Origin of the sequence: Glutamicibacter sp. TV12E (assembly GCF_052441935.1) — a bacterium.
In the GTDB taxonomy this organism is placed as follows: Bacteria; Actinomycetota; Actinomycetes; order Actinomycetales; family Micrococcaceae; genus Glutamicibacter.
The window spans coordinates 2,512,698-2,527,831 of the sequence record NZ_JBQVVF010000001.1 but is presented as its reverse complement, the minus strand read 5'-3'; the positions used below and the strand labels follow the sequence as shown (position 1 = coordinate 2,527,831).

The 15,134-nt window shown below is 55.6% G+C and carries 14 protein-coding genes; 3 read left to right on the top strand and 11 right to left on the bottom strand.

Annotated features, from left to right (window positions below; genetic code table 11):
- The 4 genes from ACT7DV_RS11895 to ACT7DV_RS11880 form a co-directional block, all read right to left on the bottom strand.
- Positions 1-978: an ABC transporter permease gene (locus ACT7DV_RS11895; RefSeq protein WP_444662769.1), complete on the bottom strand. Its 978-nt coding sequence runs from the start codon at positions 976-978 to the stop codon at positions 1-3.
- A gap of 71 nt (positions 979-1,049) precedes the next feature.
- Entirely contained in the window at positions 1,050-2,726 is a 1,677-nt protein-coding gene (locus tag ACT7DV_RS11890) for an ABC transporter substrate-binding protein (RefSeq protein WP_444662767.1), read from the bottom strand.
- A 44-nt stretch (positions 2,727-2,770) separates the two neighbouring features.
- A complete protein-coding gene (locus tag ACT7DV_RS11885) occupies positions 2,771-3,796 on the bottom strand; it encodes a LacI family DNA-binding transcriptional regulator (RefSeq protein ID WP_444662765.1) in 1,026 nt (341 codons plus the stop codon).
- 375 nt (positions 3,797-4,171) lie between these two features.
- Positions 4,172-5,200: a LacI family DNA-binding transcriptional regulator gene (locus tag ACT7DV_RS11880; protein WP_444662764.1), complete on the bottom strand. Its 1,029-nt coding sequence runs from the start codon at positions 5,198-5,200 to the stop codon at positions 4,172-4,174.
- A 123-nt stretch (positions 5,201-5,323) separates the two neighbouring features.
- Here ACT7DV_RS11880 and ACT7DV_RS11875 point away from each other — a divergent pair, with 123 nt between their 5' ends.
- From ACT7DV_RS11875 to ACT7DV_RS11865, 3 genes are read left to right on the top strand one after another with little or no spacing between them, the layout of a single operon-like run.
- Positions 5,324-6,793: a GH32 C-terminal domain-containing protein gene (locus tag ACT7DV_RS11875; RefSeq protein WP_444662762.1), complete on the top strand. Its 1,470-nt coding sequence runs from the start codon at positions 5,324-5,326 to the stop codon at positions 6,791-6,793.
- Positions 6,790-7,695: a carbohydrate kinase family protein gene (locus ACT7DV_RS11870; RefSeq protein ID WP_444662760.1), complete on the top strand. Its 906-nt coding sequence runs from the start codon at positions 6,790-6,792 to the stop codon at positions 7,693-7,695. Before ACT7DV_RS11875 ends, ACT7DV_RS11870 begins: the two co-directional genes overlap by 4 nt.
- Before the next feature lie 39 nt (positions 7,696-7,734).
- Positions 7,735-9,033, top strand: coding sequence for an MFS transporter (locus tag ACT7DV_RS11865; protein ID WP_444662759.1), 1,299 nt, complete (start codon positions 7,735-7,737; stop codon positions 9,031-9,033).
- Between the two features lie 349 nt (positions 9,034-9,382).
- Here ACT7DV_RS11865 and tsaD read toward each other — a convergent pair whose 3' ends face one another.
- The 7 genes from tsaD to coaA all read right to left on the bottom strand — a co-directional run bounded on the left by tsaD (position 9,383) and on the right by coaA (position 14,992).
- A complete protein-coding gene (gene tsaD / locus ACT7DV_RS11860) occupies positions 9,383-10,453 on the bottom strand; it encodes a tRNA (adenosine(37)-N6)-threonylcarbamoyltransferase complex transferase subunit TsaD (protein WP_444662757.1) in 1,071 nt (356 codons plus the stop codon).
- A complete protein-coding gene (gene rimI, locus ACT7DV_RS11855) occupies positions 10,450-10,929 on the bottom strand; it encodes a ribosomal protein S18-alanine N-acetyltransferase (RefSeq protein WP_444662755.1) in 480 nt (159 codons plus the stop codon). The genes tsaD and rimI overlap by 4 nt, the downstream gene beginning before the upstream one ends.
- A complete protein-coding gene (gene tsaB / locus ACT7DV_RS11850; protein WP_444662753.1) occupies positions 10,926-11,603 on the bottom strand; it encodes a tRNA (adenosine(37)-N6)-threonylcarbamoyltransferase complex dimerization subunit type 1 TsaB in 678 nt (225 codons plus the stop codon). Before tsaB ends, rimI begins: the two co-directional genes overlap by 4 nt.
- Positions 11,596-12,174 (bottom strand): tRNA (adenosine(37)-N6)-threonylcarbamoyltransferase complex ATPase subunit type 1 TsaE, encoded by a 579-nt coding sequence (gene tsaE / locus ACT7DV_RS11845; protein WP_444662751.1) that lies wholly within the window; start codon positions 12,172-12,174, stop codon positions 11,596-11,598. The genes tsaB and tsaE overlap by 8 nt, the downstream gene beginning before the upstream one ends.
- The gene (gene alr / locus ACT7DV_RS11840; protein ID WP_444662750.1) at positions 12,167-13,366 is read right to left on the bottom strand and encodes an alanine racemase; all 1,200 of its coding nucleotides are present in this window, start codon (positions 13,364-13,366) and stop codon (positions 12,167-12,169) included. The genes tsaE and alr overlap by 8 nt, the downstream gene beginning before the upstream one ends.
- Before the next feature lie 145 nt (positions 13,367-13,511).
- Positions 13,512-13,910 (bottom strand): large conductance mechanosensitive channel protein MscL, encoded by a 399-nt coding sequence (mscL, locus tag ACT7DV_RS11835; protein ID WP_444662748.1) that lies wholly within the window; start codon positions 13,908-13,910, stop codon positions 13,512-13,514.
- 122 nt (positions 13,911-14,032) lie between these two features.
- On the bottom strand, positions 14,033-14,992 hold the full coding sequence (gene coaA, locus ACT7DV_RS11830; protein WP_444664849.1) for a type I pantothenate kinase: 960 nt from the start codon (positions 14,990-14,992) through the stop codon (positions 14,033-14,035).
- Positions 14,993-15,134: the final 142 nt, after the last annotated feature.

Genomic DNA, 15,134 nt, shown 5'->3' with positions numbered 1-15,134 from the left:
TCAGTCCTTCCGCACACGAGGGTCAAGCCGGACGTAGACCAGGTCTACGAGGAAGTTTGCAATGAGCACCGCAGCGGTGATGGTCAAGAACATGCCCTGCATCAGCGGGTAGTCAAGGCCTTGGACCGCGCCGAGCAGCTGGTAGCCAACACCTGGGTAGGCGAACACCACTTCCGTCAGCAGCGCGCCGCCGACAATGAACCCGATGCTCATGCCCATGCTGGTGACCGACGGCAGCATTGCATTGCGTGCTGCGTAGTTCAGCATGATGCGTTGCGGACGCAAGCCCTTGGCCTCGGCCATCAAAATGTAATCTTCAGAGTTGGTGGCAATCATGGTGTTTCTCATGCCCAGCATCCAGCCGCCCAATGAGACCAGAACGATGGTCAAAGCGGGCAAGACCAGGTGTGCCGCTACGTCCAGGATGAATTCGAGATTGAACCCCGGAACCAGCCCAACAGAGAAGGCGTGGCGCATCGGTGCAATCCCCATGTTGATTCCAAAGATGTACAGGGCACCCATGGCTAGCCAGAAGTACGGGAATGAGCCGATGAACACCAGCAGTGGTGGCGCCACGGAGTCCAGGAAGCCGCCGCGGCGCCAGGCCGCAAGGATGCCCAAGAGATTGCCGAGGACCACGGCGAAGATCAGTGCCGTTAATCCAAGCAGCAGGGTCCATGGCAGCTGCGAGGCAATGACCTCAGAGACTGGAGTGGGGAAACGGGAGATCGACATCCCAAAGTCGCCAGTCAGGATGCGGCCAAGATAGCCAAAATATTCAGGGATGATGGGGCCGCCGTCAACGCCCATCAACGTTCTAAGTGATTCGACTTGCTGCGGCTCAAGTCGTTGCTGTGATCGCGATAGCATGCGGGTGACGGGATCACCTGGCATCAGCCTCGGGAGCAGGAAGTTCAGGGTGATGGACGCCCAGAAGGCTAGGAGATAAAAGCCCAGGCGTCGTAAGAGGAAACTCATGATGTGTGTCCTTGACTAAGGATCGCAACGCGGTGGGCGGATGGCATCCGCCCACTGCGGGGGAAATGTTGCTAATTCGCTGGTTCCAGGCTGGTGAGCACAAGAACAGTGGTTGGTGCCCGGTTGCTCAGAGTCGCGTAAGGGTTCTCTTCAGTTGGCCAGCCAACGAAATTCTCGGTGGTGTAGGCGCCCCACTCTGGGCCAGCGAACAGTGGAACGACTGGTGCCAGTTCGCTGTAGCGTGCCTGCAGATCATTTACGACCTGCTTTTGTTCGCCTTCATCGCTGGCAGCAACGAATTTGCTAAGCAGCTCATCTGCTTTCTTGTCGCTGAAACGGTGGTAGTTATCGAAGGTTTGCTTGCCTACCGGCTTCACATTCTGGCTGCCCATGAGGTTCAAGTAGTACTGGTACGGGGTTGGCGCGTTGGCGGTCCAAACGATGCCAGTATCAAACTCACCGGTTTCGTAGCTTGCGGTCACTGCTGCCCAGTCAGGGGAATCGACGGTGGCCTTGATGCCTACATCCTGGAGGTTCTGGGCGATGATGTTCGCTACAGAGAGCCAGTCAGAAGAGGTTGATCCTACAGAGATGTCAAAGGTGAAAGGCTTGCCAGCAGGTGTCGTGCGCTGGCCCTGTGCATTCTCCTTGTAGCCGGCCTCGTCGAGAAGCTTTTTGGCTCCTTCAACATCATGCTTGGTCCAGTTGCACTTCTCTACCACTGAAGCGTCGCGCCATTTGTCGTAGTTGCCTGACAGGCCGGTGCAGTCTGCTGGTTCGGTGTAGGCAGACATGCCAACCTTGACTACCTGTTCACGGTCAACTGCCATGCTCAGCGCCTTGCGCACACGAACATCGGAGAATTCCTTCTTGGTGGTGTTCAGCTGCCAATTGATTTCTGCGCCGGTGGTTGGGAACCAGAAGTGGCGGTGCTCTGGATCCTTGTCCACGTACGTGGATTGGATATCGGGCATGTACGTTTGCGTCCAGTCAACGTCACCGGAGATGGCAGCCAAGTTGGCACCGTCGTTTCCGGCGAATGCGAGCATGCGAATGCCACCGATTTTCTGCTTTTCTGGTTGCCAGTAATTCGGGTTCTTACCCAGTTCGAAGGACTGTGCCTGGAAGTTGGCTACCTCGGTGTATGGGCCGGTGCCGATTGGTTTCGGGTTCTCCTCATTTCCAGGCTTCTTGAACTTTGACCATATATGCGCCGGAACGATAACTTGCTGGCCCAGTTCATACAAAGCCGGGGTGTAGGCCTTCTTGAAGGTGAACTCCACGGTGGAGTCATCTGGAGTCTGGATGGACTTCAAATAGTCGTAGCTGCCAAGTAGCTTCTTCTGCAGTTCTACAGAAAGCTTGACGTCCTTGGAAGTCAGCGTGCTGCCGTCAGAGAACTTAACGCCTGGACGCAGGTTGAAGGTCAAGGATTTGCCGTCCTTGCCTGCGCTCCAGTCAGTGGCCAGCCACGGCACGGTGTCGCCACCTGCTGGGTTGTAAACCAGCATGGACTCATAGATGGACTGGCCGGTCATCGGCGCAGCGTTAGGCGAGAATGGGTTGAAGTTCCTGGAGAAAGTTCCCATGTCTTCCCGCGGAATGGTGAGGAACGCGGCGCTTGCTGTAGCCTCGCCTCCTTCAGTTCCGCCAGGATTAGAAGCGACGCACCCGCTCAAAGCGAGTGTGCCGACCACAGCGGTTGCCGCCACGGCAAGGTGCGCGCGGCGTAAGTATTTGATTATCATTGAAGTTCCTCATCCATTCATGTGATGTGTAGCGGAGGGGAAGCTCATCTTTGGCCGTGCATGGCCACAGATGAACGAATGCGTGGAGGGCAGCCGATGGTAATTTGGCGATTCTCAATCGGTGAGCCCTCTACCATTTGATTCAGTAGAGACACCCCGGCCATACCCAATTCTTCAAAGGGCAAGGCAATGGTTGTCAGTTTTGGTCGCATATGCGGTGCCAGAATTTCTTGATCATCAAATCCGACGATTGAAATATCTTCTCCCACACGCAAACCACGTTCTTTGATTGCGTCATAGGCGCCCATAGCGATCCGGTCATTTCCGCAGAAAATTGCGGTTGGCGGATCAGGCTGGCTTAATAACGCTTGCGTCCCGTGATATCCGCTGTCGGCTGTTCCATCACCAGGCACGATTTTTGTATCGTCTGGTTCTATCCCGTGGTCACGCAGGGCCTGCTTCATACCGGTTTGGCGCCCGATTTGCGCAGGGATCCCCATGGCAACGGTGATATGTCCAATGTTGGTGTGCCCGGCCTCAGCAAGAATTTCAGCAGCAGCGTAGCCGCCACCAACTTCATCCGGGACTATTGACGGAAACTCACCGTCAGCGTCGAAACAATTGACCAGTACGCAGGGAACTGATTTTGCGTTGTCCGGCACAGTGATTTGACGGTGCCAAGTGGTTGCAATGATCAATCCGCCGACTTGCTGTTCCAGCAGCTTCTCCACGGCACGTTGATCCATGCCGGGTTCATCATCGCTAGGCGCGACGAGTAGAAAATTTCCGTCTTTCCATGCTGCCTGTTGTGCTCCTTTGATCACATCAGTTGCAAAGGGCGACGTCGCAATTTCGGTTACCAGACCGAACCAAGAACTGCGTTTGCTGGCCAAGGTTCGTGCGGCTGCGTTGGGGCGGTAGCCCAGTTTGCGCGCCGCCTGGTTGATTCTTTCTCGCGTGGTTTCGGGGATGCTCGATTCCATTCGTCCATTGAGTACAAATGAAACCGTTGTTCGGCTGACTCCGGCTGCCCTGGCGACATCAGCCATGGTGACGGACTGCTGGGACATGTCCCCTCCTCCCCTATGAGATCACTGCGTATCCTGCCGTGCAAATGGTTTGCTAACACGATTCAGTAACGCGCGTTACTACGCTGAGAAATAAGGTAACTCACATCACTTAGGAGTGTCAAGAAGGTTGGTCCGACCGGATACAAACCCATTGTCCACCGCAATTTTTGGCGCGCAAAACCCTAAATCGCAAGCAGGAGCTTGTAGTGCTTTCATGATCCCGTGTAGGGAATTCGCAGCACGTAGCAACCAGCCGGCACTATACAATTCACGACGGAACATGGAACACATTCCACGTAAAGCCACTAGTGGGACGTCCCGGAAAACCGTGTAGATTTTTTTGTAGCCAGCGCAAAAGGACAGACGTTGATTCGTTCAATTTCGCTTCATGGAGTCGCGTTCAATGAGCGGCATATCAATCTGGTGCTCACCGGGCTCCAGGCTTCCCTCGAGCAGCAAATCGACAGCAAGAGCACCCATTTCCTCATAGGGAAGCCGGATAGAGCTCAGCTGCGGTCGCAAGTAGCTGGCAATGATCTCATCATCGAAGGAAAGGACCGACAGATCCACTCCCGGGATCAAGCCCTTTTCGGCGAGCGCTTGGAAGACGCCCATGGCCACACGGTCGTTGGCACAAATTATCGCTTCGGGCTTGTACCCCTCAGAAAGCATCTGCGTAGTGGCTTGGTACCCGTCAGTGGGGTTCCAGTCGTCGAGCACCCAGTGACCGAGAACTTCCAGGTTCGCTTCGGACAAGGACCTTCGCAGAGAGCCAAAGCGGCGCGTGATGCTGGGATACGTCCTGGGATCTTTTTCAGCGCTTCCCAGCTCACCGATGACTGCGACGCTGCGAGCACCGGATTCAACGATATGCCGCACCGCTTTAGCGCCGGATTCATTTTCATTGGGAAGAACCGCGGTGCAGGGGCTGTCATCAATGCCGTTGACCAGAACGGTGGGTAATCCAGTCTGGGGAATCTTCAAATCTCGCTGACGGGAATCCATGAATCCAAGAATGAGCCCGTCCACATCTCGGTGTGCCATCTGCTTTATGGCTTCAGCCATTTGCTCAGGTTTGCCAAAGGTCTCAGCAATGAGCACCGTATGCTCTCGACTTTCCGCCGCGCGCAGGATGCCAGTGATCATTTCCGAAGCGAAGCGGGTGACCGTCACCTGGTCGGAAATAAAGCCAAGTGTGCGCGTCTTGCCACTGCGCAATGATTGGGCCGCGGCATTCGGACGGTAACCCAGTTTCTTTGCCACCCCGCGGACTCGTTCAGTTGCCTCAGCTGACAGCCGCGATCCCGGCTTGTTATTCAGAATCATGCTGACTGCCGCTTTGGACATGCCCGAGGCTTCTGCCACATCGGCTAGTGTGACCCGTTTTGCTTTGTGCGATTCCACGTTTCCCTCTTGCGAATGACCTAAATGCAATTATTCGACCCTAGCCTATTGCAGGGCTTGGATCACACTGCTAGAGTTTTTTGCTAAATGCATTTAGCAACCACTTATTGAAGGATGGCATCGTTGCCCAAAACTCAGCTGGTCGCGGTGAAGCGACCACAACTGCACTTCACTGCGAAGAAAAACTGGATCAATGATCCCAACGGATTGTTCTTTGATGGAAAGCAGTACCACCTGTACTTCCAGCACAATCCCAATGGCGTTGGCCACGGCTACATGTCGTGGGGCCACGCGGTGAGCACCGATCTGGTGAACTGGGAAGAGTTGCCCATCGCCATCCTGCATGGCGATGTCGCTGACATCTTCTCGGGGTCCATCGTGGTGGACCACGAAAACACCAGCGGCTTCGGCGACGGCACAGTTCCACCGGTTATTGCCATCTACACCGCAGCGGCCAAGGACGAGTCCAACCAGTCCCAGGCCATCGCCTACTCGCTAGATGGCGGGGAAACCTTTACCAAGTACGAGCAGAACCCAGTGCTTGACCGTGGTTCCAAGGACTTCCGTGATCCCAAGGTCATCCGCTACGAATCCGAGCAAGGTTCCTACTGGGTCATGGTTGCCGTTGAAGCCATCGAACGTCGAGTGCTGGTCTATCGTTCCGAGAACCTCAAGGACTGGACCGAGCTATCCAGCTTTGGTCCTCAGTCCGCCATCGCAGGAATCTGGGAATGCCCAGACCTCTTCCAACTGCCAGTAGCCGGCACCGACCAGCTCAAGTGGGTACTAATTGTTTCACTGAACCCAGGAGGCGTTGCCGGCGGCTCTGGCACCCAGTACTTCATTGGAGAATTTGATGGCACCTCTTTCACCCCTGATCAGGATCAACGAGTCCGGGATAGCTTCGAATACGAATCCTTGAAGCAAGGCAACTGGCTGGATTGGGGCCGCGACTTCTATGCCGGCGTCAGCTTCCACGGCCTGCCAGCAGACCAGCAGACTGTCATTGCCTGGATGAGCAACTGGGATTACGCCCAGGAACTCCCCCACGATGGATGGCGCGGATCCATGAGCACCGCCCGTCGCCTCGACCTCGTAAAGAATTCTGACGGAAAGCTTGAGATTCGCCAGTGCATTCTTGGATTGCCGGCAAGCGAAGTTGCTGCTGTTGCTCCAGCGCGCGATGGCCGTATCGAGCTTGGCTCCCCTGCCCTGCTCGAGTTGGCTGTTGGCGGCGACGCGAATGGATCATCGGCCCTTTCCCTGTTCCGTGCCGATGACACACTGATCAGTGAACTCACCATTGAATCCGAATTGATTCAGCACCGCCGCGAAACAGGCAAGGTGGATCACGAGCTCTACGCCTCCAACCAGCGCATGCCGTTGCCAGCAGATACGGGTGAACTAACTGTGCAAGTTTTGGTGGACCACGGATCTGTAGAAATCCTTGCGGCTAATGGCCTGCGTTCCCTGACGGATCAGTTGACCGGTGAAGAAGCTCCAGCCTATGCGACGCTGCGCGTAGCAACCGGAGCGAGTGTGACTTTCAAAGTCCTGCCACTCTCGGATAAGTCAGTGGAGCTCAACGCATGAGCCGCGTCAACGTATTAGGCGAATCCCTCGTCGACATTGTTGGCGATAATGCGCATCCAGGTGGTTCACCGCTGAATGTCGCTGTCGGACTGGCTCGGCTGGGCCACGAAGTTCAGTTCTATACCGAATTCGGACAAGACGCCTACGGCAATCTAATTGCTGAACACCTTGGGCAAGCTGGGGTGCATGTGGCCGCAGGCTCAGTGACTGAACGCTCCACGTCCGTGGCACAGGTGGAGATGGATGAGCATGCCAATGCGCACTACAGCTTTGATATCCACCAGCAGATCCCTTCGGTTCCAACTGCTGAAGGCGCGAATCTGCTTCACACCGGTTCGATTGCGGCGTGGATTGAACCATCAGGCGAATGCATTGTTGACGCTTTCAAGAATGCAACGGACGATGCACTACTAAGCTACGACCCAAACCTACGCCCTGATCTTGTTGTGGACCGAGACGTAGCACTACAACGTATCGAATTGCTCATGAGCTTGAGCCATATCGTGAAGCTCAGCGACGTCGATGGACAATGGCTCTATCCAGATCTAGACGCTTGGGAAGTTCTGGAGCATGTAGCTAATCTCGGCCCAGCTTTGGCAGTGATGACTCAAGGTGGAGACGGCTGCTTGGCTCTTTCGTCAGGGCAGCGGTTCGATGTTGCTGCTTCACCTACCATCGTGGTTGACACCATTGGTGCAGGCGACGCGTTCATGTCCGGGCTGCTCTTTGGCGTTCTGGACAAGCCTGAATTAGCTAAGGCAATTCGTAACGGTGTGCCTGCCGACTCTGATGAGGTTGGAGATGCACTTCGTCATGCGTTAACCTCAGCTGCACTGACCGTGGCCCAAACCGGAGCCAATCCCCCGTGGATTCAAGACTTCTCCCGCGCAATTTCCAAGTAACTTCGCTTCATCGCTTTCACGAAAGAATCCAGGACAAAGATGGCTGGCTTTACAACAACTCTGAAAAATCCCACTTACCGCCAAAGCTCATTCTCGATGCTCCTATTCTTCGCATCGTGGGGCATCTGGTGGTCTTTCTTCCAGATTTGGCTCACGAGCGAATCAGCTGGACTGGCTTTGAACGGCGCCCAAGTGGGTACCGTCTACTCGGTGAATTCGCTGGCAACGCTTGTTTTGATGTTTGCCTACGGAGCCATTCAGGACCGTCTTGGCATTAGAAAGCATCTGGCCATCATTTTGGCTGCAGTGACCGCGCTGGTGGGTCCGTTCTGCACATGGGTTTATCAGCCACTGTTGCAATCGCACTTCATGGTTGGCGTTATTTTGGGTGCCATCGTGCTGTCGATTGGCTTCCTTGCAGGTGTTGGCCTATTTGAAGCATTGACCGAACGCTTCAGCCGTCGATTCAGCTTTGAATACGGGCAGGCCCGTATGTGGGGATCCTTCGGCTACGCCGTCGTCGCGCTGGCCGCTGGCTTTCTGTTCACCATCAACCCAGCACTGAACTTCTGGATTGGTTCTGCTCTGGGTTTGATTCACCTTTTGTTGCTGGTCTTCTCCCGCACTGGTGAACCATCGGTGATCAAGAAAACTGCGGTTGAGGGAATTTTGTCTCCTGCTTCAACTCCGACTATTCGCGATATGCTCAGCCTCTTCCGGTTGCCGAGCCTCTGGCTGATCATTCTCTTTGTGATGCTGTCTTGGACTTTCTACACTGTCTTTGATCAGCAGATGTTCCCTGATTTCTATACCGGGCTCTTTGAAACTCCGGAGATTGGCCAGCGGGTCTACGGCATTCTGAACTCGGTCCAGGTCTTCCTGGAAGCCGCCATGTTAGGCATCGTGCCCATCATCATGCGCCGTGTTGGCGTTCGCATTTCATTGCTCCTGGGCGTTTCAATCATGTTCATCCGCATTCTCGGATGCGCCCTGGTTGATGATCCAATCTGGGTTTCGGCCATCAAGATGCTGCACGCTATCGAGACTCCGCTGTTCATCTTGCCGGTGTTCCGTTACTTCACTTTGCACTTCAACCCGGCTTTGTCGGCAACCTTGTACATGGTTGGGTTCCAGGTGTCGGCACAGATCGGCAACGTCATTCTGTCCACTCCCCTCGGCGCGCTTCATGACCGCATGGGATACCAGCAGACCTTCATTACCATCTCGGTAGTGGTTCTGTTTGCTGGCCTGTACGGATTCTTTGCACTAAAGAAAGACGATCAGCAGGTTGATGGTGATCCATTTTTGCGGCACTCAAAAGCTGCGGTTGACGCCTAGCTCAACTAGCTAAGGAGAACTGCTTCAACAAGGGCGGGCAACCATCAAGAGTGATGGTTGCCCGCCCTTGCGCCTTCGACAACGACCTACTCGTTCAGGTACCAAGGCGGGGTCGGCATTGAGTCACGCTTTTTTAACGAACGCAGTTAGGTAAGCGCCTAGCGAGCACATCTGACGGTAACTTCGGCGAGAAGTAGAACCACTAATGGCACGGCATCAATTGATGCCGTGCCATTAGTTTTGTCACAAAAAATTATCCCAATGACTCACGCGAGCGTACTTCTCATGGCAATCAAAAAGATCTGTTTCCGGTTGTTCGACGAGCAGTTCGAAGGTGAAAAGTAAGAAACTAGTTCAGAACAATGTTGGTCACTGGCTGAGACGAGTCTGTCGCGAAGTCCAGTCCCGATGGAGCAACTCCATCAGCCACTAACTGCGCGCCGAGAGCCGCAACCATTCCACCATTGTCGGTGCACAAGCTGAAAGGTGGAACCACTAAGGCAATACCCGCTGATGCGCACCGAGCCGCGAGCAACTCACGCAGTCGAGTATTTGCTGCTACTCCCCCGCCAAGAAGCACGGTCTTTAGACCATGCTCTTGCATTGCCCGGACAGCTTTGGACGTGATCACGTCAACAACGGCTTCCTGGAAGGATGCAGCGATGTCTGCCACTGGAATTTCTTCGCCATTGGCTTCGAAATGCTCTACGCAGCGAGCCACTGAGGTTTTCAATCCAGAGAATGAGAAGTTATGGCGGTGCTTGCCCGGATTCTCTTCGCTGCCCACAAACTTAGGCAGGGTCAGTCCTCGTGGGAAGCGAAAAGCCTTGCGGTCTCCATCCTTGGCTGCCTTATCGATGGCAGGGCCACCCGGGTAACCCAGACCTAGCAGGCGAGCAGTCTTGTCGTACGCTTCACCGGCTGCATCATCAATGGTGGAACCCAGCAATTGCACGTCGTTGGTCAGCGAGGTGACCTTCAATATTTCTGTATGACCACCCGATACCAGCAATGCACCGAAGGTCGGTGGCAGAATGGTTCCTTCAAGCACTCCAACACCAACGTGAGCCACGAGGTGGTTGATTCCGTATAGTGGCTTGCCGGTTGCCAGAGCCAATGCCTTAGCTGCCGAGACTCCCACCATCAGTGCGCCAGCTAGCCCGGGTCCGCTAGTCACGGCAATGGCGTCAATGTCGTCGAGAGTTAACTCAGCGGTGTCCAAAGCGGACTGCAAAGTGGGAACGAATGCTTCGAGGTGCGCACGTGCAGCAATCTCAGGAATCACTCCGCCGAAGCGTACGTGCTCATCCATGGAGCTAGATACTGCGTTGGCCAAGAGGCGGTTACCGCGCACAATGCCCACACCAGTTTCATCGCATGAAGATTCAATGCCTAGAACAATAGGTTCGGTGGTGCTCATGCTTTGTGTTCTTCCTCTTGTCCCTGTAGGGCATCCAATTGCAGTTTCATGATCAATGCGTCAACGCCGCCCTTGTAGTAGCCCACGCGGCGATGAATGGTTACAAATCCCATTGATTCATACAGTCCAACTGCCGTTGGATTATCAAAGCGGACTTCCAGCATGACATCCAACGCGTTGCGTTCTTTGGCCGTTTCAACAAGAAGCGTCAGCAGCTTGCGCCCCAGCCCCTGCCCCTGGAATTCAGGGCTAATGGCAATTGTCTGAACGTCGCTGATCGGCAAGACAGTGCACAGACCGGCATAGCCAATGACCTTGCCGTCGCTCTCATACACCCAATAATTGCGAGTTTCGCCTTGTGCCAGTTCGGATTCGAAGGCAGCCAGTGGCCAGGCATCTTCTGGGAACAGCTCAGTCTCGAGCTGGTGGACCTCAGGGATATCGCTGACGGTCATCTCACGAAGAGTCACGCTCATGCTTTAGCCTGCTTCATGAAAGCTGGAACTTGGGCGTCCGACTCTCGCAGGTACTGCGGCGCTGTGTCGGCCAGGTCTTTTCCTGCGGCCAGATCGCGCATGCCTCGTTGTGCCAAATTCGCAGCGTCCGCAATCCACTCAAAGGACTGTTCTTGCGGGTTCGCTCCGGCTTCTCGAAGCTGCTCGGCATAGATCCCTGCGCCAACGCCGAAAACCGGTAGCGCTGGCAGCGTTGATGCCGCCGCTACATGCGGGCCGTCAACGATCTGACCGGTTTGGTCGTAGCGAGCCCAGTACACTTCTTTTCGGCGTGCGTCAGAGGCAACGATAAATTCTGCCGGAACGCTATCCGTTGCAAGTACTCGTTCGGCGAGCGCGTGGAGGGACATCACGCCATATACTGGGATGTTCCAGACAAAGCTGAAAGTACGTGAAGCAACAAGGCCAACACGAAGGCCCGTGAAGGGACCTGGACCAATGCCAACAAAAATGCCGGCCAGATTTTGGCCTTCTTCGCTGTTTTCGTCCAGCAGGTCACGCACGTAGGAGGCCAAGGTTTCTGTTTGGTCATTGCCCTTGGGCGAAGTCTTCCGGGCGATAACTGAACCAGTCGTGGAATCGACCAGTGCAACTGAGGCGTGCGCCGAAGTGTCAATGGACAGATAGTTAGGCATGCTTCTCTCCGGTGCGCTGTGCATTGATAGCAGAGTGCAGGTTGTCTTTCAGCTGGGCGAAGTTTTCCAAGTCCCAGCGTGGTCCGATGGCTTTGAGAGCGAACTCCCTGGGCTCATCCAATTCTTCTTCGGATTCTTCCCATGGATTCTCTACGGCTACTGCGTTGACCTCGCGGTCCAGGGTGATTTCCAGACGCGAATCCGCAAGATGTTCCACCTTGCCCAGGCCCCATTCCACAACAGTGACCGATTCAGCCAAAGTGGATTCAAGGTCGAGAGTGTCTACGTCATTCTGATCTTTCAGACGGTAGGCATCTACGTGAATCAGGGTAGGGCCATCAGCCAACGACGGGTGCTGGCGTGCCAGAACGAAGGTTGGCGAGATGATTCCTTCACGGACATTCAGCCCGACACCCAGTGATTGAGTCAGCGTTGTCTTGCCGGCGCCTAATGCGCCAGTGAGGATCACAAGATCTCCAGCTTTTAGATGCTTGCCTAGCGCTTCGCCTAGGGCTTCGGTCTGCGCAAGGTCAGTGAGCTGGCAGTTAAATTCTTTAATCGCTTCATTCACCGGCTTCACCCCAGCTGCCCTCCACGTAATGGCGCGGCACTCGTGGCGAAATTCGCGTCACCACTTCGTAGTTGATGGTGTTGGCAGCATGTGCCCAGGTATTCACTGATTGGCCTCCTGCGCCAAAGATGATTGCCTCTGCGCCCAAGTAGTCTTCCGGGGAGATCTCTGGGCCAAGGTCGATGACGCACTGGTCCATGGCAATGCGACCCCGTACCGGATAGCTGCGTCCTTTCACCGTCACCGGTGCTCCGGTGGCAATGCGTGGCAGACCATCCGCGTAGCCCATAGGAATCAAGCCCAGGAAGGTTTCGCCTTCGGTTTTGTAGTTCAGTCCGTAGGAAACGCCTTGCCCGGCATGCACCTTCTTGACATTGGCCACTCGGGTGACCAGCTTCATGGCAGGACGCAGCCCGAAACTATCCGGCGAATCATTTTCGAATGGGCTCAAGCCATAGAGGCCCAGGCCGAGGCGAACCATGTCATGGTGCGCATCAGGGCGGGAGAGAATGGCTGGGGTGTTGGCAATATGGCGGACTTCCAAATCGAAGCCTGCCGCTTCCACCAGCTCAATGGCCTTGCCGAACACTTCCAGCTGCTCATCGGTTTCCGGCCGTTCTGGCTCATCTGCCACGGCAAGGTGGGAGAACAGTCCAACCACTCGCAGCAGCCCTTCTTCCTGGAAGACGCTGGCGCGGTTGAGCAAATCCGGGAAGTCATCCATAGTGGATCCGTTGCGTCCCAGCCCGGTATCAATTTTCAGATGAATGCGGGCCGGAGTCTGTACCGAGCGCGCCGCGGCAGCTACCCGTTCTAGTTCCCATCCGGATACTCCAAGGTCAAGGCTGGCATCAACGGCAGCCTCGAATGGGGTGTCTGCGGTATGCAACCAGGCAAGCATAGGGGTTTGGATTCCGGCCTCGCGAAGAGCCAGGGCTTCGGTGACATGTGCGCAGCCGAGCCAGCTGGCACCGCCTTCCACTGCCGCTTTGGCCACTGGGATAGCACCGTGGCCGTAGGCGTCTGCTTTGACGACGGCCATGACTGCAGCGGGGGCCACCAAGTCGGAGATCTGCTTGACGTTGTTGCGGATGGCGGACAGATCAATCACTGCGCGCCGTTCAAATCCGCTGGCCTGTGCACTGCTGGTACTGGTTGTCACGTTGCTTACTTCAAGTGCTTCAGAGTTCACCTAATCATCTTCCCACTTTTCCTTTGCCGTTGCTGTGTTGCGACCTGCGCGGTTGAGCACATCTGCGTTTTAACGCTAGAAGGGGCGGGCCGGAGCATCATGCGATGCTTCGGCCCGCCCCTTGGGAGACGGCTGGCTTGTGCGTCTAGCGCAGGCTCTTCAATTCGTCGCGGATCTGAGCGAGCAGTTCCAGCTGGGGATCGGCTTCTTCCTCTGGCTCTTCTTCGCCGGCGGCGCGGCGAGCAGCGAGGTGGTTGTTCAGCTTCTGCATAGGCATAACCAGAGCGAAGTAGACAGCTGCGGCGATGAGCAGGAAGTTGACCAGTGCGGTCAAGAAGACGCCGAACTTGATGTCAACCCCATTGATGTTCAGCAGCAGGAAGCTGTCGAAGTTCGGGGAGCCTACCAATGCGGCGATCAATGGCATCAGCACATTGTCCACAAGGGCGGTAATCACGGCGCCGAAGGCAGCACCGATCACAACAGCAACGGCCAGATCGACAACGTTGCCCTTCATAATAAAATCGCGGAAACCTTTAAGCATGTTTAGAGCATACACAGGCGAATCACAGGATCAAGCACAAATCCCCAAATGAAATCGATAAGTTAGGCAAACTCTCAGCTTTTGTTTCCCTGCCGATGAGCTGGTGAATATTGATCTTCAGATCAGATTTTCCGCAACAGCATTCGCCGTACCGAGTGATCCGCCGATTTTCTCAGGACCAGCTGGGCCCGCCCACGGGTCGGCAGCACGTTCTCTTTCAGATTCGGCTCATTGATCCGCTTCCAGATTCCGTGCGCTGTTTCGCGCGCCTCTTCATCGGTCAACTGCGAATAGCGATGGAAGTAGCTGGCCGGGTCCGCGAAGGCCCCGGAACGCAATCGCATGAATCGGCTGATGTACCACTCTTCAATATCATTGGTGCGCGCATCGACATAGACGGAGAAATCGAAGAAGTCGCTCAGCGCCAGGCCCACGGTTCCATCCGGACGGGTCCGCGCAGGCTGCAACACGTTCAGCCCTTCGACAATCAGCACCTGCGGGCTGCGCACCACATTGCGCTCCCCCGGAACGATGTCGTAGGTCAGATGCGAGTACACCGGGGTGCTGACTTCCGGCACTCCGGACTTCACCGCGGAGACAAAGCGCAGCAGCGCACGGCGGTCATAGGATTCCGGGAAGCCCTTGCGGTGCATGATGCCGCGCCGCTCCAGCTCGGCGTTGGGGTACAGGAAACCGTCAGTGGTAATGAGCTGGACATCAGGTGTTTGCGGCCAGCGGCGCAGCATTTCCTGCAGCACGCGGGCTGTCGTTGACTTTCCGACGGCCACCGAACCGGCCACGCCGATGACAAACGGCGTTCGGGAAGTCTGTTCCCCCAGGAAAGTAGTGGTGGCCTGATGTGTCGCCCCGGCGCCTTCGACGTAGAGATACAGCAAGCGGCTCAGCGGCAGGTAAACGTCCCGGACCTCTTGGAGGTCCAGTTCATCACCGAGGCCGCGCAGCCGTTCGATGTCGGAGAGGTTCAACGGCTGTTCCATTTGATTGGAGAGCCGCGCCCAGGTCTCGCGCTCAAGGTCGACAAAAGGCGAGATGGGCGTTTCAAGTGTTCCGTGTGGTTCCACGAGGTCAAATTCTGCCAAGAATATGCTCCACATCCCAATTAACGGATTCTTGCACGTATTCTCAACCGTGGTCCGCACGTCACCGAGGTGAGCCACTGCACATCGATTTTTGAGGGGTGAAACACGATTGTTCCCGTCGCTG